At 73.1% G+C, this 21,240-nt stretch carries 19 protein-coding genes; 7 read left to right on the top strand and 12 right to left on the bottom strand.

The annotated features are described in order from the left end of the window. Window positions 1-60: 60 nt before the first annotated feature. Complete coding sequence (locus ACGH7X_RS03030) at window positions 61-1,230, bottom strand: S1 family peptidase (protein WP_399881307.1); 1,170 nt, start codon at window positions 1,228-1,230, stop codon at window positions 61-63. Window positions 1,231-1,446: 216 nt separating this feature from the next. Continuing rightward, a complete protein-coding gene (locus ACGH7X_RS03025) occupies window positions 1,447-1,896 on the bottom strand; it encodes a hypothetical protein (protein ID WP_399881305.1) in 450 nt (149 codons plus the stop codon). A gap of 223 nt (window positions 1,897-2,119) precedes the next feature. Here ACGH7X_RS03025 and ACGH7X_RS03020 point away from each other — a divergent pair, with 223 nt between their 5' ends. From ACGH7X_RS03020 to ACGH7X_RS03000, 5 genes are all read left to right on the top strand, one after another. Beyond that, on the top strand, window positions 2,120-2,626 hold the full coding sequence (locus tag ACGH7X_RS03020) for an SRPBCC family protein (protein ID WP_399881303.1): 507 nt from the start codon (window positions 2,120-2,122) through the stop codon (window positions 2,624-2,626). Further along, window positions 2,619-4,238: a phytoene desaturase family protein gene (locus ACGH7X_RS03015; protein WP_399881301.1), complete on the top strand. Its 1,620-nt coding sequence runs from the start codon at window positions 2,619-2,621 to the stop codon at window positions 4,236-4,238. Before ACGH7X_RS03020 ends, ACGH7X_RS03015 begins: the two co-directional genes overlap by 8 nt. 65 nt (window positions 4,239-4,303) lie before the next feature. Next, a complete protein-coding gene (locus ACGH7X_RS03010) occupies window positions 4,304-5,182 on the top strand; it encodes an SDR family oxidoreductase (RefSeq protein ID WP_399881299.1) in 879 nt (292 codons plus the stop codon). Between the two features lie 328 nt (window positions 5,183-5,510). Next, complete coding sequence (locus ACGH7X_RS03005) at window positions 5,511-6,002, top strand: MSMEG_6728 family protein (protein ID WP_399881297.1); 492 nt, start codon at window positions 5,511-5,513, stop codon at window positions 6,000-6,002. Between the two features lie 145 nt (window positions 6,003-6,147). Continuing rightward, window positions 6,148-7,086, top strand: coding sequence for an EamA family transporter (locus ACGH7X_RS03000; protein WP_399881295.1), 939 nt, complete (start codon window positions 6,148-6,150; stop codon window positions 7,084-7,086). Here ACGH7X_RS03000 and ACGH7X_RS02995 read toward each other — a convergent pair. Further along, window positions 7,050-8,537 (bottom strand): MFS transporter, encoded by a 1,488-nt coding sequence (locus ACGH7X_RS02995; RefSeq protein ID WP_399881293.1) that lies wholly within the window; start codon window positions 8,535-8,537, stop codon window positions 7,050-7,052. The two genes, ACGH7X_RS03000 and ACGH7X_RS02995, sit on opposite strands and share 37 nt — an antisense overlap. 181 nt (window positions 8,538-8,718) lie before the next feature. Beyond that, window positions 8,719-10,065, bottom strand: a complete 1,347-nt coding sequence (locus ACGH7X_RS02990) for a lipase family protein (protein WP_399881291.1) — start codon at window positions 10,063-10,065, stop codon at window positions 8,719-8,721. Between the two features lie 267 nt (window positions 10,066-10,332). Here ACGH7X_RS02990 and ACGH7X_RS02985 point away from each other — a divergent pair, with 267 nt between their 5' ends. After that, window positions 10,333-11,802: a subtype B tannase gene (locus ACGH7X_RS02985; protein WP_399881289.1), complete on the top strand. Its 1,470-nt coding sequence runs from the start codon at window positions 10,333-10,335 to the stop codon at window positions 11,800-11,802. On the opposite strand, the gene ACGH7X_RS02980 is transcribed toward ACGH7X_RS02985, so the two are convergent. From ACGH7X_RS02980 to ACGH7X_RS02960, 5 genes are all read right to left on the bottom strand, one after another. Then, window positions 11,762-12,388, bottom strand: a complete 627-nt coding sequence (locus tag ACGH7X_RS02980; protein ID WP_399881287.1) for an exonuclease domain-containing protein — start codon at window positions 12,386-12,388, stop codon at window positions 11,762-11,764. The genes ACGH7X_RS02985 and ACGH7X_RS02980 overlap by 41 nt on opposite strands. Window positions 12,389-12,439: 51 nt before the next feature. Beyond that, window positions 12,440-14,521: a siderophore ABC transporter permease CdtC gene (gene cdtC, locus ACGH7X_RS02975; RefSeq protein WP_399881285.1), complete on the bottom strand. Its 2,082-nt coding sequence runs from the start codon at window positions 14,519-14,521 to the stop codon at window positions 12,440-12,442. A 7-nt stretch (window positions 14,522-14,528) separates the two neighbouring features. Beyond that, window positions 14,529-15,512: a siderophore ABC transporter substrate-binding protein CdtB gene (cdtB, locus tag ACGH7X_RS02970; RefSeq protein ID WP_399881283.1), complete on the bottom strand. Its 984-nt coding sequence runs from the start codon at window positions 15,510-15,512 to the stop codon at window positions 14,529-14,531. After that, window positions 15,509-16,369, bottom strand: a complete 861-nt coding sequence (locus ACGH7X_RS02965) for an ABC transporter ATP-binding protein (protein ID WP_399881281.1) — start codon at window positions 16,367-16,369, stop codon at window positions 15,509-15,511. Before ACGH7X_RS02965 ends, cdtB begins: the two co-directional genes overlap by 4 nt. Before the next feature lie 103 nt (window positions 16,370-16,472). Continuing rightward, a complete protein-coding gene (locus tag ACGH7X_RS02960) occupies window positions 16,473-17,045 on the bottom strand; it encodes an MSMEG_1061 family FMN-dependent PPOX-type flavoprotein (RefSeq protein ID WP_399881279.1) in 573 nt (190 codons plus the stop codon). A gap of 245 nt (window positions 17,046-17,290) precedes the next feature. Here ACGH7X_RS02960 and ACGH7X_RS02955 point away from each other — a divergent pair, with 245 nt between their 5' ends. Then, window positions 17,291-17,476, top strand: a complete 186-nt coding sequence (locus tag ACGH7X_RS02955) for a hypothetical protein (RefSeq protein WP_399881277.1) — start codon at window positions 17,291-17,293, stop codon at window positions 17,474-17,476. Window positions 17,477-17,496: 20 nt separating this feature from the next. Here ACGH7X_RS02955 and ACGH7X_RS02950 read toward each other — a convergent pair whose 3' ends face one another. The 3 genes from ACGH7X_RS02950 to ACGH7X_RS02940 form a co-directional block, all read right to left on the bottom strand. Then, window positions 17,497-18,288, bottom strand: coding sequence for an SAM-dependent methyltransferase (locus ACGH7X_RS02950; protein WP_399881275.1), 792 nt, complete (start codon window positions 18,286-18,288; stop codon window positions 17,497-17,499). Window positions 18,289-18,413: 125 nt separating this feature from the next. Continuing rightward, window positions 18,414-19,055 (bottom strand): sugar O-acetyltransferase, encoded by a 642-nt coding sequence (locus ACGH7X_RS02945; protein WP_399881273.1) that lies wholly within the window; start codon window positions 19,053-19,055, stop codon window positions 18,414-18,416. 125 nt (window positions 19,056-19,180) lie between these two features. Then, window positions 19,181-21,226 (bottom strand): beta-galactosidase, encoded by a 2,046-nt coding sequence (locus tag ACGH7X_RS02940; protein ID WP_399881271.1) that lies wholly within the window; start codon window positions 21,224-21,226, stop codon window positions 19,181-19,183. Between the last annotated feature and the right edge of the window lie 14 nt (window positions 21,227-21,240).

Below are 21,240 nucleotides of genomic sequence, written 5' to 3'. Positions count from 1 at the left end.
CAGAGGCGGCCGGGGAGGGCCGCAGCGGAGACCGGCGCGACCCTCCCCACCGCTGCCGGGTCAGGCCGTGTGCAGGGTCAGCCCGTAGCGGTTCAGGATCTCGTTGACGGGCTGGAACCAGGTCTCCCCGCCGCTGGAGCAGTTGCCCCAGCCGCCCGAGGTGACGCCCTGCGCCTGGTCACCGCTGATGAAGGAGCCGCCGGAGTCGCCGCCCTCGGCGCACACACTGGTCTTGGTCAGCTGGTGCACCACCGCGCCGTCGCTGTAGTTGACCGTCTCGTTGTGGGCGAGCACGGTGCCGCAGTGCCAGTGGGTGGTGGACCCGGAGCGGCAGATCGAGGCACCGACGGGCGCCACGTTCGAACCGCGCACGAGCTGGTCGGAGACCGTGCCCCAGCCGAGTACGACCGGCACCGTCCACCAGCCGCTGCCCACGCTGACCCAGGCGTAGTCGTTGTCGGGGAAGGACGAGCCCTGGAACGTGCCGATGTAGGAGCGGTCCCAGCCGCTGACCGACGCGCCGGCCCGCCCGCAGTGCCCGGCGGTGACGAACCCGCCGTGCACCGAGAAGCCGATGGAGCAGCGGACGTTGCCGGTGTAGTACGGGTCGCCGCCGACGGTGCCGGCCGCGAAGGTCTGCGGGGCCGACGGCACCGAACGCACCGTGACCGGTCCGGCCTCGCGGGCCTGCTTCACGAAGTTCTGGACATCGTTGTCAGCACGCTTGCCCTCGACCACGTCGACGACCACGCTGTTGGCGCTCTGGTCGACGCGCCAACTGCTGACGCCCGCCGGGGCGTCGAGGCGGTCGACGCGCGCCTTGGCCGCGTCCAGCTGCCGCGCGCTGTACTCGACGGTGCGGACCTCGGCGCCGGTGGCACGGACCGCCCGCAGGGTCGAGGGCGGCGCGTCGGAGTCGACGGCCACGGTCAGCCGTCCGGAGCCGGCGTCGAACCACGAGCCGCCGAAGGTCTTTCCGGCGGCCCGGCGTGCCACGGGCTCGAGAGCGGTGGCGTCGCGTTCGGCCGCGAGCCGGTCCTCGGCCTCGGCCCGGGTGAGGCCGAAGTCCCGTTGCATGGCGTCCAGGAGACCGGCCGAGGCCGGCTGCTCGGGGGAGGGGGAGTGGGTGGGGGCGTCGGCCGCCGAGGCCGGCAGCGTGCCGACCGCGGTGAGGCTGCCGAGCACGAGGAGTCCGGCCAGGCCGAGGTGCCTGAGTCTGCTGCGTCTCACGGGAGTTGCCCTTCGTCGTTCCAGCAAGGTGGGGGTGGAACAGATGGGTGGAACAACCGCGGTCTGAGAGCGCTCTCATCGGGTCGCTTCGAGCTTAGCCAGCCCGCGTCATCAGGTCCATGCCAATGCAGTGCCTTTCGGCACGGCTTCCGTGCCGGTCGCCCCGGAGGGCGGCCGGCACGGCGGTGCGAGGAGGCCGGCGCGGAGAGGCGACGCTCAGTACCAGCCGGTCTGCGTCCAGACGTGGCCGTCGCAGGTGAGCAGGGCTCGCGAGACCCGGCCGTGCAGGTTGCCGCCGATCTTCGTGTAGGCGTAGTCGATGCCCGCGTCGACCGTCTCCGAGACCCAGCCGTCGGCACGCCCCGCGCCGGAGTTCGAGCGTTCGAGGACGGCGGCACAGTTGGACCTGGAGTTCTCGATCCGGGCGAAGGACCCGCACGTGTCGGAGTAGAAGTACTTCAGCGCCATCCCCTCCGCGTAGCGGGTCGCGCCGACCTGGTGGAACGTCCCCGCGCAGCCGCCGACGGTGGGGTACTGCCCCTCCATGGCGTAGGCGCCGTAGTTCCCGCCCGAATGCGGTGCCGCCTGGGCCGGCACGGCGGACAGTGTCAGTGCGGCCGCGGCGCCCGCCGCGGCCAGCAGTGTCGTGAGCGATCGTCGGCTCATGAGCCCCTCTTCTCCTGTGTCGGCGCATATCCGCGCCGGTGCTGTTCGGAGCGGCGAGCGCCCCCCCTTTCGGGACGTTAGGCGGGCGCGCGGGCGCCCGGTACCTGACAGATGTCAGGGCGGTGGCGGTCCGTCCGCCCGGTTGGCCGGCCGCGGACGGGGCACTCAGGCTGCGTCCCTGCAATGACGGCCAAGTGACGGCCACTGGACGTGGGAGGCACACGTGGCGGTTCGGCATCGGTTGGTCCAGGCGACCCCGGAGGCGGTCTGGGACGTCCTCGCGGACGGCGCCCTGTACGTGGAATGGGTGGTGGGGCCCTCCGAGGTCACCCCCAGGGCCGGACAGTGGCCGGAGGTCGGCGCGACGATCGCGTACGAGGTACGGCTCGGCCCGTTGCGGCTGAACAACGAGTCGGTCGTCAGGCGCTGCGTGCCGGGCTCCGAGCTGGAGCTGGAGGCGAAGGCGGGACGGCTGGGCACGGCCCGGATCGACGTCGAGCTGCGCGCCTGGGGCGAGCAGTGCCTGGTGATCGTGGACGAACACCCCCTGCGTGGCCCCGGCGGCCTGCTGCACAACGTCGGCGTCGAGGCGCTGATCCAGGTGCGGCACCGCGCCATGCTCTCCAGGCTCGCGAAACTGTGTGAGTCCGAGGCCGGTGACGAGTGCCGGCCGGACCCGTCGAACACGATGGGATCCGTGGAGTACCGGCCGGGAACCGGCCGTGCCTGACGCCGTCGTGATCGGAGCCGGACCCAACGGACTGGTGGCGGCGAACCTGCTGGCCGACGCCGGCTGGAGCGTGGAGGTCCTGGAGGAGCAGCCCGAACCGGGCGGCGCGGTGCGCCACGACGGCGAGGTCGCCCCCGGCTTCGTCAACGACCTGTTCAGCTCCTTCTACCCGCTCGCCGCCGCCTCCCCGGTGCTCGCCGGACTGCGGCTCGAGGACCACGGGCTGCGCTGGGCCCACGCGCCCCACGTGCTGGCCCACCCCCTGACCGACGGCACCTGCGCCGTCCTCGACCGGGCCGTGGCCGTCACCGCCGCCTCCCTCGACACCTTCGCGCCCGGGGACGGCGCCGCCTGGGAGCTGCTGCACGAGGTGTGGGACCGCTACCGGGGCGACATCCTGGACGCCCTGTTCACCCCCTTCCCGCCGGTGCGCGCCTCGGCCCGGCTGGCCCTCAGGCTGCGCGGCGCGGGCGGACTCAGGCTTGCCCGCACCCTGGTCCTGCCGGTGCGCCGCCTGGGCGAGGAGGAGTTCCGCGGCGAGGGCGGCAAACTGCTCCTGGCCGGCAACGCCCTGCACGCCGACCTCGCACCCGAGGCGGCCGGAAGCGGCGGCTTCGGCTGGCTGATGTCGATGCTCGGACAGACCTACGGATTCCCCGTGCCGGTCGGCGGTTCCGGCGCCCTCACCGAGGCCCTGGTCCACCGGCTGCGCGCCCGCGGCGGCACCCTGCGCTGCGGGCGGCGCGTCGAGCAGGTCCTCGTCCGCGACCGGCGCGCCGTCGGTGTGCGTACCGCCGGCGGCGAGACGGTCGCCGCCCGGCGCGCCGTCCTCGCCGACGTCTCCGTGCCCGCCCTCTACGGCGGGCTCGTCGACCCGGCGGACCTGCCGGGCCAGGTCCTCGCCGACCTGCGGCGCTTCCAGTGGGACTTCGCCACGTTCAAGGTGGACTGGGCGCTGGACGGACCCGTGCCCTGGCGGTGCGAGGACGCGGCGCGGGCCGGCACCGTGCACCTCGCCGACGGTCTCGACGAGCTGACCCGGTTCGCCGCCCAGATCGCCATGCGTCAGGTCCCCGACCGGCCCTTCTCGCTCTTCGGCCAGATGACGACCACGGATCCGACCCGCTCACCGAGCGGCACGGAGTCCGCCTGGGCCTACACCCACGTCCCCCACGACATCCGGGCCGACGCGGGCGACGAGGGCATCACCGGCAGCTGGGACGCCCGGGAGCAGGAGCTCATGGCCGACCGTGTCGAGCGCCAGGTGGAACGCTTCGCGCCCGGTTTCCGCACGCTGGTCCGGGCCCGTCGCGTGCTCGCCCCGCCGACGCTCCAGGCCATGAACGCCAACCTGGAGGGCGGCGCCATCAACGGCGGCACCACCGCCATGCACCAGCAGCTCGTCTTCCGGCCCGTGCCCGGCACCGGTCGCCCCGAGACACCGGTGGCCGGTCTCTACCTCGCCTCCGCGGGCGCCCACCCCGGAGGTGGAGTGCACGGCGCGCCGGGCGCCAACGCCGCGCGCGCCGCGCTGCGCCGGCACCGGTTCGCGGGCCTCACCCGGGTGCAGCGGGCCCTGACCCGCCGCGACCGGGCCGGCGACAGACACTGACCCGCCGCGACCGGGCCGGCGACAGATTGACCGTCCGCGAAGTCCCCCGAGGAAAGGGCCGACCGGTGACAGACAGTCCCCTCCAAAACCGCACCGTCGTGGTGACCGGCGCCGCGCGCGGACTCGGCGCCGCCCTGGCCCGCGCGTGTGCCCGCCGGGGCGCCCGGCTCGCGCTGCTCGGTCTCGAGAAGCCGCGACTGGACGCCCTCGCGGCACAGCTGCCGACCCCGGCGCTCGCCGTCGAGGTCGACGTCACCGACCCCGACGCGCTGCACGACGCGGCCGGCGAGGTGCGGCGGCGTCTGGGCCGGCCGTCGGTCGTGGTGGCCAACGCCGGTATCGCGCACGGCGGCCCCTTCGCCACGTCGGACCCGGCCGAGTGGCGGCGCGTCGTCGACGTGAACCTCACCGGCAGCGCCCACACCGCCCGGGCCTTCCTGCCGGACCTGCTCCACACCGCGGGCTACCACCTCCAGATCGCCTCGCTGGCCTCGCTCGGCGCCGCCCCCATGATGAGCGCCTACTGCGCCTCCAAGGCGGGCGTGGAGGCCTTCAACCACTCGCTGCGCGCCGAGGTGGCCCATCGCGGGATCGCCGTGGGCATCGCCTACCTCAACTGGATCGACACCGACATGATCCGTGACGCCGACCGGTACCCGGTCCTGCGCGAGCTGCGCGGCCACATGCCGCCGCCGGCCCGCCGCACCTTCCCGCCGGACCAGGTCGCCGCCCGGCTGGTCCGCGCCGTCGAGCATCGTCGTACGGCGGTGTACGTGCCGGGCTGGCTGCGCCTGGCGCAGGTGGGGCGCACGTCCCTGCCGTCGGTGGTCGCGCGGTTGTCACGCCGTGAGCTGCCGCGGATGGAGGCCGAGGGCCCCCTGGCCCCCACCGGCCCGCTCGGCGCGGGCGGGCAGGCCGACCGCGCGGCGGACACGGGGGCGTAGCGCCGCACGCTTTCCGCCAGCGCGCTGCGCGCGCGGTGGTCCGGTCCGGGCCGTCCGCCGGTCGAGTGGCTGCGGGCGTCTGCGAGCCGAAGCGGCGTCGCGCGGGGCACGAAGGGGGAAGGCATGACGCCGACGCCGTGCCGCCCGCCGACGGGCTGGTACGGATGCCGGCCGGCCGGTCCGGCTCGGCGCACGGGGCGCCCGCGCCTCCCAGGCGGCTCCGCCGGCGCCCGGCCCGAGCGACGCCCACGACGTGAAGAGGGCCGGATGAGTGCGAAACCCCGCCACCGCCCGGCCCGGTTCCCCGGCTGAACGGAGCGGCACCGCCATGCAGACCTTCCTCCCCGCCCCCGGCTTCCGGGAGTCCGCACTGGCCCTGGACCGCCGCCGCCTGGGCAAACAGCGGGTCGAGGCGCTTCAGGTACTGCGCGGTCTGACCGTCCCCGGCTACGGCTGGCGCCGGCATCCGGCGGTACGGATGTGGACGGGCTACGAGGAGGCACTCGTCCGGTACGGCCTCGACGTCTGCCGGGTCTGGCGCGAGCAGGGCCACCAGGACAGCTGCGCGGCCTCACTCGTCGCGGGGCTCGCCGCGTGCCGCCCGGGCGAGCCGGTGCGCGAGCAGGCGGACCTGGCGGCCGCCGGGGAACTGCCGCCCTGGCTGGGTGACGAGGCCTTCCACCGCAGCCACCGTTCGGCGCTGGTGCGCAAGGAGCCCGCCGTGTACGCCGAGCTGTTTCCCGGAGTTCCGGACGACCTGTCCTACGTGTGGCCGAGTTCGGACCGCGAGCGCGGGGAGGCGGGCAGCGGCGGCGCCTAGGACGTCCGGGTCGGCTGCACTCCCGCGAGTCCGCTCAGGGAGCCGGGCCAACACCGCTCGCCGCCGCGCGGATCGCGATTGGTCCCCGACAGAGCACGTGAAGTGGACCCTGTAGCGGGCCGCCGCGCTCTCTAGCGTCGTCGGCATGAACGCCACCACCATGCGCGGGTCCCTGCTCGCCGCGCTCGCCTGTGTCCTCGTCGGAGGCTCCTTCACCGCCAACAGCCTGCTCGGCGACTACCCGTACGCGGGCGGTCAGTTCCTGCGCTACGCACTGGCCTTCCTGCTGCTCCTCCCACTGGCCGGCCCCGGCGCGACGACCCGGCTGCGGGCCCTTGGGGCCGGACGCTGGGTGCGGCTGGCGCTGCTCGCGGCCGTGGGCATGGTCGGCTTCAACCTCGCCGTCCTCGCCGCTGAACGCACGGCGGAACCGGCGGTGCCCGGCGTCTTCGTGGGCTGCGCGCCCGTGGTGGTCGCCGTCCTCGTCCCCCTCCTGGAGGGACGCCGGCCGCAACGTGTCGTCCTGTACGGGGCGTTGTTCGTGGCCGTGGGGGCCTTCACGGTCCAGGGCTGGGGGCGCACCGACGGCGTGGGCATCGCCTTCTCCGTGTGCGCGCTGGCCGGCGAGGTCGGCTTCGCCGTCCTGGCCGTGCCCGTCCTGCGGCCTCTGGGCCCGCGCCTGCTGTCCACCGTGGTGTGCGGCATCGCGGCGGCCGAGTCGGCGGTGGCGGGTGTCCTGGCGGACGGTGCCGGGTGGCTGCGGCGGCCCGACACGGTCGAGGCGGGAGCGCTGCTGTGGCAGGCCGTGGTCGTCACCGTCGTGGGCTTCGTGTGCTGGTACATGGGCATGCAGCGGATCGGGGCCGAGCGCGCCACCCTGTTCTCCGGACTGATCCCGGTCGCCGCCGCCTGCACGGCACCGCTGGTCGGCACGGGTTCCTACGGCGCCGCCCAGGCCGTGGGCAGCGCCCTGGTCTTCGCCGGGGTCGCCGTGGGATCGGGCGCGTTCTCGCGCTTCGCCCGCGGGCGCCGGTCGCCGGCGAGTCGTCACAGGGCCTTCGAGCGGTCCTTGGAGAAGCTGTAGAGGTCCTTCGAGGTCGTGATGAGTTCGCGCTGTTCCTGCCGGGAGCCGACCATGGGCTGCGAGCCGTTCAGCGGCACCTGGGCGCTCTCGGGCAGGAACCTCACGGTCATCAGGCCGATGGCGCCGGCGACCATCAGGTAGTAGGCGGGCATCATGTCGTCGCCGGTGATGCTCACGAGCGCCTCGGTGACCAGCGGTGTGGTGCCGCCGAAGGCGGCGACGGCGAAGTTGAAGCCGATGGCCATGGCCGCGTAGCGCACGGCGGTGGGGAACAGCGCGGGCAGGGTGGCGGCACTGGGTGCGGCGAAGCAGGCCAGCAGCGTGGACAGCAGCAGGATTCCGCCGACCGGCGCCCAGGTGCCGTCCGCCTTGAGGAGCAGGAACGCCGGGACGGCGAGGACGATCATCGCCGCGGCGCCGACGGCGTACAGGGGGCGGCGGCCGACGTGGTCGCTGAGCCGGCCGAAGAAGGTGATCAGCAGCACGATCCACACCATGCCGATCAGCACCAGCACGTCCGCGAAGCCGCTGGAGCGGTCCAGGGTCTCCGTCTGGTACGTCGGCAGATAGCCGGTGACCATGTAGTTGGTGACGTTGTAGAGCAGCACCAGGCCCATGCAGACGAGCAGCGGGCGCCAGTGGTCGCGGACGATGGTCCTGAACTCGCTGCCCGCCGACTCCTGGGCGAGGCCCTTCTCGTGCTCGTCGAGCTGCTGCTGGAAGGCGGGGGACTCCTCCAGTTTGAGCCGCATGTACAGGCCGATGACGCCGAGCGGGCCGGCGATCAGGAACGGCAGCCGCCAGCCCCAGTGCAGCATCTGGGCATCGGTCAGTGCCAGGTTCAGGACGGTGACCAGCGCCGAGCCCAGGGCGTAGCCGACGAACGTGCCGAAGTCGAGCCAGCTGGAGAGGAACCCGCGCCGCCGGTCGGGCGAGTACTCGGCGACGAAGGTGGTGGCGCCGCCGTACTCGCCGCCGGTCGAGAAGCCCTGGACCATCCGGGCGAACAGCAGCAGGATCGGGGCGGCGATGCCGATGGTGGCGTAGCTGGGGATCAGGCCGATGGAGAAGGTGCCGAGCGCCATCAGGATCATGGTGGTGGCGAGCACCTTCTGCCGTCCGATCCGGTCCCCGAGCGGGCCGAAGACCAAGCCGCCGAGGGGGCGTACGACGAAGGCCGCGGCGAAGGTGGCGAAGGAGGAGACGACCTGGGCGGCCGGGGAGGCGTCCGGGAAGAACACCTTCCCGATGGTGGCGGCCAGGTAGCTGTAGACGCCGAAGTCGAACCACTCCATGCAGTTGCCGAGCGCCGAGGCCCCGACCGCGCGCTTGAGCAGCGGTCCCTCGACGACCTGGACGTCGTCCTCGCGAAAGGCGCGCCTGGTGCGGCCGAGCCGGCGGGTCAGCTCCTCGCGCACCTGCTGCGGCAGGTGCGCGACCGTACTCGGCATCCTCACCCCGCCCGGGGGCCCGGACCCGCCGTCGGGCTTCGCGTCCACCACGCCGCCGCCTCTCTGTCGCTGCGCCACTGTTCGCCTGAGCGAATTCTGTGCCGCAACGAAGCACCGGCGCACGCCGGAGCCGCCGCCCCGGGGCGGCGCGGGCGCTCCCGGGCGGCGACTCCGGTACGGCTCAGGGCTGTACCGGCATGCTCCAGCAGTTGGAGCCGGCCGGCTCCCCGGAGAGCCGGTCGGTGAGCCAGGAGATGGCGTTGCCCTGGTCGGTGAGCAACGGAGCGAAGTGGTTGAGCAGGCCACTGCCGACGCCGGGCAGCAGTACGGGGACGTAGGTGACCTCGGCGCCCTTGCGGCACCAGTCGACGGCCAGTTGGCGGGCCTGGCCGTGGGGTACCAGGTCGTCGCTGACGCCCGTGGCCACCCGGACCGGGCTGCCGGGCTTCAACGTGCCGATGCGCTGCTTGGCGAGGAAGTCCTGGAGCGCGGGCTCGGCCCGGATGATGTCGCTGATGGACTGCCCGGTCTTCGTCCAGTCCGTGCTGCTGTCGCCCCCGTATCCGAACAGGGCGTCGCCGACGCACATGGTCGACAGGTCCTTCAGCGCCTCCTGTCCCGCCGTGTTGATGTACCGGTCGGCGAGGGGACGCAGGGCCGGCTCGGTCTGCAGGAAACCGTTGAGGGACCAGCCGAGGGCGCCCGCCAGGTCGCCGCCGTCGATCGCCTCGGTCACCTCCGTGAGGTCGGCGGGCGGGGCGCCGGCGTAGGTACCCGACAGCGGGACGTCCGGGGCGTAGGAGGGCTGGAGCTCGGCCGCGGCCGCCGTGGCGCCGCCGCCCTGGCTGTACCCGAACAGGCCCACCCGGGAGTCGGAGGTGACGGACGCCGAGTCGAGGGAGCGCGCGGCGCGTACGGCGTCCAGCACCGCGTGGGCCCCGTCGACGCGGTTGACGTAGGTGTGCAGCCGGTCGGTGGTGCCGAGGCCGACGTAGTCGGTGACGACGACGGCGACGCCGCGCAGCAGCAGGCGGTAGACCGACAGGTCCTCGTAACCGACCGAGACGGTCTGACCGTTGAGCCGCAGCGGGTGCTCGAGGGCCATCGAGGCGGCGCACTGGTCGCCCTGGCCCATCGTGCCGGGCGCGACGGCGACCAGGGGTCGTGGCCCCTGGCCGCGCCACTTCGCGGTCGGCTCGATGTAGGCGCCGGTCACGGCGACGGCTTCGCCGTTCGCGTCGGTGGACTTGTACATCATCCGGGTCGCCCGGCCCGGGAGGGGGCCGTCGATGCCGGGCAGGCTCAGCGCGAGGGGGAGCGGCTCGCTGCGGATCAGCGAGCCGTCGGCGCCGGGGAGTTCCGACGGCGGGGTGTAGAAGGCGGGTATCTCGACGCCGCGGGACACCTCCGTGGCCGGCGCGGTCGCCGACCCGTCGGCCTGGCCGGCCGCGGCGGCCGGGACGGCCTGTGCGCCGAGGGCGAGCGCGGCGGTGATCGCCGCGGCGAGCATGCGTGGACGTGGGGGCATGGCGAACCTCCTGGGGAAGGGCCGGAACCGGTCGTCCGCGGTCCAGTGCAGTGGGGTGAGGGCCGTGGTCGCGCTGCTCCTGTGGGGTGACGGGACCGTATCCGGCCAGGGGTTACCAGGGGTAGCACCTGTCATATTACGGTTCAGTAACTTGACGGAATGTCTAACAAGGATTGCTCAAGCAAAGTTGACGAAATTGTTGACGATCGATGGAAGGGGGTCGTACGTTCGCCTGCGCCACAAACGGTTCCGCAGACGGGAGACGTGATGAAGCGAAGGCAGCTGGTCCGGGCGATGGCCGCGACGGCCGCCCTGCCCGCCGCGGTCGGGGCGGCCGGACCCGCGTCGGCCACCGGGAGACGCAAGAGCCGCGACCCGCTCGCCTTCGACCCCGACGACCACACCACCCTCACCGCGACCGTCCCCACGGCCGGGGGCGACAGGACGGTGACCTACCGGTTCCACCGGGCGATCCCCTACGTCGCCGAGCCGGTCGACGTCACCTACCAGACCCTCAACGTCAGCGTCCCCGTGGCGGTGGACGGCGCACCGGTCGACGCCTCACGCGCCCCGGTCCTGCTGAGCAACGCCGTCGGCGGCTACATGCCCTCCTCCACGGCCGGCGCCACCGGTGTCACGCTGAACCGCCCCAACCCGCCCCTCGCCCTCGCCGCCGGCTACGTCGTCGTGGAGCCCGGGGCCCGCGGCCGGACGCTGGTGGACGCCGACGGCGAGTACTACGGCGTCGCACCGGCCGCGATCGTCGATCTGAAGGCGGCCGTCCGCTATCTGCGGCACAACGAGGGACGGATACCGGGCGACACGGACCGCATCGTGGCGACGGGCGTCAGCGCGGGCGGTGCCCTCACCGCTCTGCTCGGCGCCACCGGCGACAGCCCGCGCTACGAGCCGTACCTCAGGGCCCTGGGCGCCGCCGACGCGAGCGACGCCGTCTTAGCCGCGGCCCCGTACTGCCCGATCACCGACCTCGAACACGCCGACATGGCCTACGAGTGGAACTGGGGCTCCAGTCCACTGGCCGACGGGACGTCGGTCGACCGGTCCCTCTCCCGGGAGCTGAGGAGCCTGTTCGCCGACTACCAGGCCTCCCTGCGGCTCGACGGCGGCCGGGGCATCGGCCGCCTCACCGCGCGCACCTACGACCGGTACCTGGTGCGCACGTTCCTGGAGCCGTCGGCCACCCGCCACCTGGCCGCGCTGCCGGCCGGCGAGCGTGCGAGCTACCTGTCCGCGAACCCCTGGATCGACTGGACCGGCGGGCGGGCGTCCTTCACCTGGGCCGACTTCCTCACCCACGTCGGCCCGCGCAAGAAGAACGTCCCGGCCTTCGACGCCTTCGACCTGTCCGCCCCCGAGAACAACCTCTACGGCGTGCACACCACCAGGGCCCGCCACTTCACCCCTTGGAGCCTGCGCAAGGCCACCGGCGACCCCCGGGCGCGCCTCGAAGCCGACCTGCCCGAGAAGCTCGACCTGATGAACCCGATGCCCTCCCTCGCCCGCCGCAACCCGCACCGGGCCCGGCACTGGTTCATCCGCGTGGGCGCCAAGGACAGCGACACCTCGTTGAGCGTGGTCGGCAACCTCAACGCCGCCCTGGACAACCTCGGCGACGACGTCGACACCTTCGTGTACTGGGACGCCGGACACGGAGCGAACCTGGACGCGCCCGACTTCATCGACTGGATCGGCCGGACCTGCGGGCACGTCGGGTAGGGAGCCAGGCGCCCCGGTCGGCCAGGTGGAGCACCAGCGCCGCGATGTTCCAGGCGTCGTCCACGCCCCGGTGGTGCCGACCCTCGAGCGGCAGCCCCGCGATCTCCAGCGCCCGCGCCATGCCGGGCCGCCTGCGCAGGCCGTGGGCCTCGGTGAAGACCGCCTTGGCGTTGGTGTGCGTGCGCTCGGCCGGGTGGCCGAAGGGGTAGGGGACGCCGTCGGCCGCGCACTGGCGGACGAACTGCCCCCGGTCGTAGTCGCCCCAGCTCGCCCAGGGGCGGGCGCCGGCACCGTGCTCGCGCACCAGCGTCTCGCAGGCCCGCGCGAGAGGCACGCCCCGGTCGGCCTCCGCCTGGGTGAGGCCGGTCAGCTCCGTGCAGAAGGCGCTCACCCGGGAGCGGGCGGGCCGCACCAGGATGCGGTGCCGGGCCACCCGCTCCCGGGTGTCCAGGTCCACCACGGCGAGCCCGATCTCGATGATCTCGCTCACCGCACCGGGCGGCGGCTGCCCGTCCCAGCAGGTGGCCTCGAGGTCGATGACGTTCAGCAGGCCCGCGTGGCCCCCGTCCGCGGCGCGTCGGTCCATTCCGGCACCGTACGGGGGCACACGACCGACCGGCACCCGGATTTCCGGCTCCTAGCGACGGCTGCGGACCAGGAGGTACAGGAAGTACGGCGTACCGATCACCGCCGTCATGAGGCCCGCGCCGAGCTGGGCCGGGGCGATCACCGTGCGGCCCAGGAGGTCGGCGGCGCAGACGAGCGTGGCGCCGAGAAGGATCGCGACCGGCACGACCCGCACGTGCCGCCGGCCCACGAGCGCGCGTGCCGCGTGCGGGGCGACCAGCCCGACGAAGCCGATGGTGCCCGCGCAGGCCACCGCGGTCGCACTGAGTACGACGCTCAGCACCAGGAACCCGAGACGGCCCCGGGCCAGCCGCAGGCCGAGCAGTCGCGGCGTGTCCTCGTCCAGCGAGATCAGGTCCAGCTCGGTGCGCCGGGCGAGGGCGACACCGATGCCGACGACCAGCGCCAGCGCGACGGGCACGACGTCCGGCATGGTCCGCCCGTAGGTCGAACCCGACAGCCAGGTCAGCGCCTTGTTGGCGTTGAACGGGTCGGTGAGCACGATCAGCAGGCTGATCAGCGCCGCCGTCCCGGAGGCCACGCCGATACCGACGAGGACCAGCCGGTTCTGCCGGAAACCGCCCCGGGCAGCGAGCCCGAAGACGACGACCGCGGTGACCGCGGACCCCGCGAACGCGGCTCCCGCCACGCCCCACGTACCGGCGGCCGGCACGGTGGTCACCAGGATCACCGCGCCCAGCGCGCCACCGCCGGTCACGCCCAGGACGTTCGGTTCGGCGAGCGGGTTGCGGGTGACGGCCTGCACGAGCGTGCCGGCCAGGGCGAGCGCCGCGCCGGCGCAGAGCGCGGCGAGCACCCGGGGCACCCGCGTGTCCAGCACGAAGGAGACGGTCCGCCCGGCCCGCCCCAGGGCCCAGTTGACGACGTCACCCAGCAGCAGCTTGCTGTCGCCCACCAGCACGGCGGCGATCACGAGCCCCACCAGGACGACGACCAGGACGGCCACCGTGGCCAGGAACACCGCCCGGCCGGGGATCCGCAGCCGGTCCGGCGCCCCGGCCCCGGCGGTGTCCCGCACCCGCAGCGCCATGGTGACCAGGAACACGGCGCCGACCAGGCTCGTCACGACACCCGTCGGCACGGACACCGCGCGGTCGTCCGCGACCAGGGCCCGCAGCAGCACGTCCGAACCCAGCACCAGGGCCGCGCCGGTGAGCCCCGCCGCCGGCATGGCCGTACGGGTGCGTGCGAAGCCGCGGAACCGCTGGGCGAGCGGGCGCACGAGGGCGGGTGCACACAGGCCGACGAAGCCGATGGGCCCGGCGAGCGTCACCGCGGCGGCGGACAGCAGCGCCGCCAGCACCACCACGGTGACCCGGGTGGCCCGGACCGGGACGCCGAGACCGCGCGCCGCGTCGTCGCCGAGGGCCAGCGCGTCCACCCGACGGGCCGTCAGCATCAGGCCCACCAGACCGGCCAGGGCGATCGGCAGCATCTGCAGGACGCCGTCGAAGCCGTTCTGGGCGATGCTGCCCTGGTTCCACTCGTAGAGGCCCTTCGTCTGCTCCGGGAAGAGCAGCAGCAGTCCCTGCGTCATGGAGTTGAGGCCCAGCATCAGCGCGGTGCCCGCCAGCACCAGCCGGACGGTGCCCGTGCCGAGGCCGGACAGACCCAGCACGACGGCCGCCGCCGCGAGTCCGCCCACGAAGGCGACACCGGACGAGGCGAGCATCGGCAGCGAGAGACCGGTGGCGCCGGCCAGCCCGAGGGCCAGGTAGGAACCCGCGTTCACCGCGAGGGTGTCGGGGGAGGCGAGCACGTTGCGGCTGACCGCCTGGAGCACGGCGCCGGCCATGCCCAGGACGGCGCCGACCAGGAGCCCCGCGGTCATCCGGGGCAGCCGGGAGGCGACGACGACGGACGCGTCGTCCGGATCGGCCCGCCCGGTCAGGGCCTTGAGGACCTCGGAGGGTCCGACGGCGGCGGTGCCCTGGGTGATGTCGACGACGGCGAGTACGGCGACCAGCAGGACGATCCCGGCCGTCACCGCGGCCGCGCCCGACCTGGACGTGGGGGCCGTCGACGGACGGGCCGCCGGATCGGTCGCGGGTTCGGTTGCGGTGACGGCCATGGCCTCGCTACTTCGTCAGCGCGCCGACGACGGCGTCGATGTACGCCTCCATCGACCCGGGACCGCCGAACATCCAGATGCCGTCGTCGAGGCGGTGCACGTCGCCGGACTTCACGAACGGCAGGGACTTCCACACCGGGTTCTTGGTCAGCTCACCGGTGAAGGGGGTGGCGCTCGGGTCGTCGTCGTTGCCGATGTAGGCGAACTGCGTGTCCGCGGGCAGCTTGGTCAGACCCTCGACGTCGGTGGAGCCGAGACCGTAGGCCTCGTCGCCCTTCACCGTCCAGGCGTTCTTCAGGCCGACCGCCTCGTTGACCTCGCCGATGAGCGAGGTGGCGGTGTACGGGCGGATCGAGATCTGGTTGGAGGCGACGTAGCCGTCGGCGAATGCGATGTCCTTGCCGGCCATCCCGGCGTCGGTCAGGGCCTTCTTGCCCTCGGCGACCTTGGCCTCGAAGTCCTCGCGCAGCGACTTGGCCCGGTCCGAGGTGCCGGTGGCCTTGGCGATGAGGTCGACGTTCTCCAGCATCTGGTCGATCTGGCCGGTGCCGTCGGCGGAGGTCACCTCGATCACCGGTGCGACCTCGCGCAGCTGCTTCACGGCTGCGGGGGTGAGGTCCGTGGTGGCGACTATGAGGTCGGGGGCGAGGGAGGCGATGGTGTCCATGCTCGGCTCGCCGCGGGTGCCGATGTCCTTCGGCTCGTTCTTGAGGGGAACGGCGCTGTCCCAGGTCTTGTAGCCCTTGACGTCCGCGACGCCGACCGGGTCGACACCCAGCGAGACGAGGCTCTCGACGACGTTCCACTCGGTGGCGACGACCTTGGTGGCCGGCCCGTCGAGCTTCACCTCGGTGCCCTTGCCGTCCTTGAGCGTGATCGGCTCGGACGCCGTCTTCTCCGTCTTGTCGGCGGCGGGTTCGGTGGTGCCGCAGGCGGCGAGGGTGAGCGCCGCGGCGGTGGTGGCGGCCGCGGTGAGCAGGAGGCGTCTCATGAGGTGGTGCCGAGCCTTTCGGTTCGTATGTGGTGGCGGCCGATCGGGCGGGTGCGCAGCCGGCCGGTCAGGGGGTCGGTGTCGACGTCGATCCGGATGCCGTAGACGGCGGTCAGGCGCTCCGGCGTCAGCACGTCCTCGGGCGGCCCGTCGGCGACGATCCGGCCCGCTTCGAGGAGCGTGATCCGGTCGGCGACGGCCGCCGCCTGGTCGAGGTCGTGCAGGACGACACCGACGGCGATGCCGTGGATGTCCGCCAGGTCGCGGATGAGGTCCAGGAGTTCGATCTGGTAGCGCAGGTCGAGGTACGTCGTCGGTTCGTCCAGGAGCAGTACGCCGGTCTCCTGGGCGAGACAGCTCGCGAGCCAGACCCGCTGCAACTGCCCGCCGGACAGGTGGTCCGCGCCGCGGTCGGCGAAGCCGTCGACGCCGGTCAGCGCGAGCGCCCGGTCGACGGCGGCCGGGCCGTCCGGATCGGGCCGCCCCCAGCGGCCCCGGTACGGATAGCGGCCGAACTCGACGACGTCCCGCACGGTCAGCCCGCCGGGCGTCGGGCGACCCTGCGTCAGCAGGGCGACGTACCGCGAGAACTCACGGGACGTCAGCGCCAGGGCGTCGGTGCTGCCGTCGATGCTCAGCGTGGCACTGCGGGCCCGTTGCAGCCGGGCCACGGCCCGCAGCAGCGTCGACTTCCCACTGCCGTTCGGACCCACCAGGACGGTCACTTCGCCGGGCCTGAGCCCGACCGCCGCGTCGTGCACGACGTCGGTGCCGTCGTATGCGACGGTCACGCCCGTTGCCGACAGCTCATGACCGCGCAGGCGCGGGGTACCGGCTGCGTCTTCACCAAATCTCACGTGGCGAAGGTTAGCCTAACCTAAAAAGTGCTGGTAGAGACGGGGCTCACACAGGATGGGCGACGACCGGCGCGACCCTGGTTCCCGCGGTCGGCGGAGTGGCTCAACTCGCCTGCCGCGACTGGGGTTTCCACAGTCCCGCCCGGTTCAGGGACTGCGGGCAGTGGAGGTAGATCTCGTCGATCTCCAGGACCAGTGCGAGGTCCGGACGCCTTCCGTCCCGCGCCATCGCGTCGAAGAACGGCGCGTCGGTGAGGATGCGCGCCCGGCCGTTGACCCGGAGCACTTCCTTGCCGCCGGGGATCAGGTAGAGCAGCCCGGCGTGCGGATTGTCGAGGATGTTGTGGAAGCTGTCCCCGCGCCGGTTCCCGGGCCGCTCCGGCAGGGCGAGGGTGCGCGAGTCGAGGACATGGGTGAATCCGGGGGTGTCGCCGCGGGGCGACACGTCGCAGCCGCCGCCCGCGTCGGAGGTGGCCAGGAGGCAGAAGGGGGAGCGGGCCAGGATGTCCAGGTCGCCGTCCGTGAGCCGGTCGTGGACCTTGTCGATGACGAGGGGCCAGGGCTCGCCCAGCAGTTCACGCAGTTCGGCGGGCGAGTCCAGTTCGACCCAGCCGTCCTCGGCGACCGCGTCCGGCCGGTCTCCGGTCGTGTCGATCGTGTCGATCGTGTGTGGCAAGGCCGGCTCCCCAAGTGTGCTTTCGGAAGGGCGTGCTTCCGACGGTCGTTGCACACGAAACATTATCTGATCTTAGGTTCGCCTTACCCAATACCCGGTGCTCTGCTCACGAAAGGCCCATACCGGACGCATCGCCACGGCGTGCGCGGGCGGCGGCCGGCGCACGGAGCCTTCCGCCGTGTCACGCACCCCGTCGGGGGCATACGCGTGACACGGCACCGCCCCGGTGCCGCCGATCCGAAGGGATGTACACCGTGCTCGCCATCATCGCGGCGGTTCTGTTCCTCATCGCCTGGCTGATCAACGCGGCGGAGGTCTCGACCAACGACGTCTTCACCTCCACCAACGTGATGCTCGTCGGACTCGCCCTGCTCGCCCTGCACGTCGCCGGAATAGGCAGCGGCTGGGCGACACGCGGGCGCCGCCGCTGAGCCACCGATCCACGCCCCCGTCAGGGAACGCGCGCCACGCCCGCGTAGATACCGCTCTCCTCCGACGAGGGCGGCTCCTGGTCCTCGCCGTACCACTCGGTGGCCGTGACCAGGCCGGGCGCCACCAGGCCCAGTCCGTCGAAGAAGCGCGCCACCTCCGCCCGGGTGCGGAAGCCGAGGCGGATGCCACCCTTGGCGTACTGGGCGATCACCTGTTCCGCCAGTTCGGGGAAGAGGTCGATCGCCGCGTGCGAGAGGACCAGGTGGCTGCCCGAGGGGAGGGTCTCGACCAGTCCGCGGACGATGCCGTGGGCGTCCTGGTCGTCCGGGACGAAGTGCATCAGGGCGATCAGCGACAGGGCGATCGGCCGGTCGAAGTCCAGGATCTCGCGGGCGTGCCGCACGATCTCGTCCGGCTCGCGGACGTCGGCCTGGATGTAGTCCGTGGCCCCCTCGGGGCTGCTGACCAGCAGGGCCTCCGCGTGCCGCAGCACGATGGGGTCGTTGTCGGCGTAGACGACCCTGGCCGTCGGCACCGTCCGCTGGACGATCTGGTGCAGGTTGGGCTCGGTCGGGATGCCCGTGCCGATGTCCAGGAACTGGTCGATGCCGCGCGCGGCGAGGTGGGCCACCGCGCGGTTCATGAACGCGCGGTTCTGCCGCGCCGCGTCCCGTGCCTCGGGCGGCAGGGTCTCGCCCACCGCCTCGTCGACGGGGTAGTTGTCCTTGCCGCCCAGCAGCCAGTCGTACACGCGCGCGGGATGGGCCCGTCCCGTGTCGATGTGGGGAGGCTGGGAATGGTCCGTCGTCATGGCAGGCTCCGTGGTCCGGGAGGTGACGCTCCGCCGCAGTTTTCGATCATCGTACTGCCCTGCGGGCGTGCCATGTGCCCGGTGGGCGGCGGAAGTTGCCGATCACCGCGGAACCACCCCCCGGATCACCCGGAACCCGTGCCCAGGGTGCGCGGCGGACGGTAGGCCCACTCGCGGTCGGCGTCGGTGATCTCGCGCAGCACCCGCGCCGGGGTCCCGGCGACCACCGTCATGGGCGGCACGTGCGCGGTCACCACGCTGCCCGCGCCGACCACCGAGCCCCGTCCGACGGTCACCCCCGGCATGATCAGCGCGCCCGCACCGATCCACACGTCGTCCTCGATGCGAACCGGCGCGGAGAACTGCGTGCCGTCCCTGCGCAGGTCCGGGTGGACGGGGTGTCCGGTGGTGCTGATCGTCACGTGCGGGGCGAACATCACCCGGTCGCCGACGAAGACCTCGACGTCGTCGACGAGGGTGAGGCCGAAGTTGACGTACACGTCGTCGCCCAGGTGCACCCGGTTGCCGTAGGCCACGTGCAGCGGGGGCTCGATCCACACACCCGTGCCCAGGGCGGCCAGCATCTCCTTCAGGATCGCCCGGCGGTCCTCCTCGTCCCGCGCGCCGGTCCGGTTGTAGGCGTCCGCCAGCTCCTTCCCCCGCAACCGCTCCTCCGCCAGGCCCTCCAGGCCCGGCGCACCGTCCGAGTACAGCTCCCGTGCCGCCATCCTGCGGCGGACCTCGCTCTCGCGGGGGTCGGTCGTCATGTGGCCTCCTCGAGCCGGCGCGTGCGTGGGTTGCCCCGTCCGTGCCGGTCCGGGCAGGAGGGGGGTGGTCCCCGGAGCGGGTGCGTGCCGCTCCGGGGAGGCCTGGGTGTGGCGTCGGTGCGGGCTCAGTCCGTGGGCGTGCGCAGGACGGCGACGCCCCTGGGCGCGAGGGTGAGGGCGCCGTCGGGGTCGGTGCCGCCCACCAGGGCCTCGCCGGTGAGCCCGGGGACGCTGACGCTGTCGTCGGTCCGGTTGACCAGGAACAGGAACCGGCCGCCGGGGCCCCGGCGCACGGTGGCCTCGACCGCTCCGCGTACCGCCGCGGGCAGTTCGCTCCGCACGCCCGCCGGTTCCAGCAGCCTCGGCAGCAGCGAGGCGAGCCCGTCGGCGCCGAGCCGGGTGGAGACGTAGGCGGCCGAACCGCTGCCCGCGGCACGCCGGGTGACCGCGGGGCGGCCGGCGTGCGAACCGGTGCGGTAGTGGACGAGGACCTCGGTCCCGGGCGCGGTGACGGTGATGTGGTCGGTCCACAGTCCGCCGGTGCTCCCGTCGTCCAGCTCCACATGCTGCCCGGCGGGCAGCGGGCCGAACTCCTCGACGCGGATGCCCAGCAGGTCCCGCAGGGCGCCCGGGTAACCGCCGAGCCACACGTGGTCGTTCTCGTCCACGATGCCCGAGAAGTACGTGGTGACCAGGTGGCCGCCCTGCTCGGCGTAGCGTGTGAGGTCCTTGGCCAGCTCGGCCGGGACCAGGTGCAGCACGGGCGCGATCAGTACCCGGTGGCGGCCCAGGTCGGCGCCGGTGGTGACGACGTCGGCGCGGATGCCGAGGGAGAGCAGCGCCGAGTACCAGTCGAGCGCCTCCTGGTGGTAGTCGAGCAGCGAGGTGGGGTGCGAGTCCTGCTCGCTCGCCCACCGCGACTCCCAGTCGAAGAGGATGCCGACCTCGGCGGGCTCCCGCTCGCTCCCGGCGACCGGCGCGAGCGCCTTCAGCGTGTCGCCGAGCGCGGTGACCGCACGGAACAGGTCGCTGTCCGCGCCGGCGTGCGGGACCATCGCCGAGTGGTACTTCTCGGCGCCGGCCGCCGACTGGCGCCACTGGAAGAAGCAGACCGCGTCCGCGCCGTGCGCCACGTGCGTCAGCGAGTCCCGGGCCAGCTCGCCCGGCCGCTTGGCCAGGTTGACGGGCTGCCAGTTCACGGCACTGGTGGAGTGCTCCATCAGGAACCAGGGCCGGCCGCCCGCGATGCCGCTGGTGAGGTTCGCCGAGAACGACAGCTCGTCGCGGGCCTGGGGGCTCGGCACGACGTAGTGGTCGTTGGCGACGAAGTCCACCTCGCCGGCCCAGTCCGCGTAGTTCATGCCCGTGGTGCCCGGCATCACCATGAAGTTGGTGGTGACCGGGACGTCGGGGGTCAGCTCCCGCAGGAGGTCCCGCTCCGCGCGCAGGTAGTCCTTGAGCGCGTCCGAGGAGAACCGCTTGAAGTCCAGCTGCTGGGTCGGGTTCGGGTGCGAGGCGGCCAGCCGCGGCGGCAGGATCTGCTCCCAGTCGCTGTAGCGCTGCGACCAGAACGCCGTGCCCCAGGCGTGGTTGAGGGCGTCCGTGGTGCCGTACCGCGCGCGCAGCCAGTCGCGGAAGGCACGGGCCGCGTCGTCCGAGTAGTCGTAGACGTTGTGGCAGCCCAGTTCGTTGTTGACGTGCCAGGCGACCAGGGCCGGGTGGCCGGCGTAGCGGGTCGCCATCTCACGGACCAGGCGCAGGGCGTGCTCGCGGAAGACGGGCGACGTCGGACGCCAGTGCTGGCGCGCGCCCGGCCACAGGGTCTCGCCCCGGTCGGTGACCGGGAGGATCTCCGGGTGCGCGGTGGTCAGCCAGGGCGGCGGCGAGGCGGTCGCGGTGGCCAGGTCGACGCCGACGCCGTGCTCGTACAGCAGGTCCATGACCTCGTCGAGCCAGGCGAAGTCCCAGGTGCCGGGGCCCGGCTGGACGCGGGCCCAGGAGAAGATGCCGAGCGAGACGATGTTGACGCCGGCCTCGCGCATCAGCCGTGCGTCCTCCTGCCACACCTCCCGGGGCCACTGCTCGGGGTTGTAGTCGGCTCCGAAGGCGAGACGGGGGGCGGGCGCACCGTCCGGCCCGCGGTGCAGGCGGGACAGGAGGGTGGAGATCATGGCGGTCCCTTCAG

Origin of the sequence: Streptomyces sp. BBFR51 (assembly GCF_044591655.1) — a bacterium.
Taxonomy (GTDB): domain Bacteria; phylum Actinomycetota; class Actinomycetes; order Streptomycetales; family Streptomycetaceae; genus Streptomyces.
This window is presented reverse-complemented; position numbering and strand designations above follow the sequence as displayed.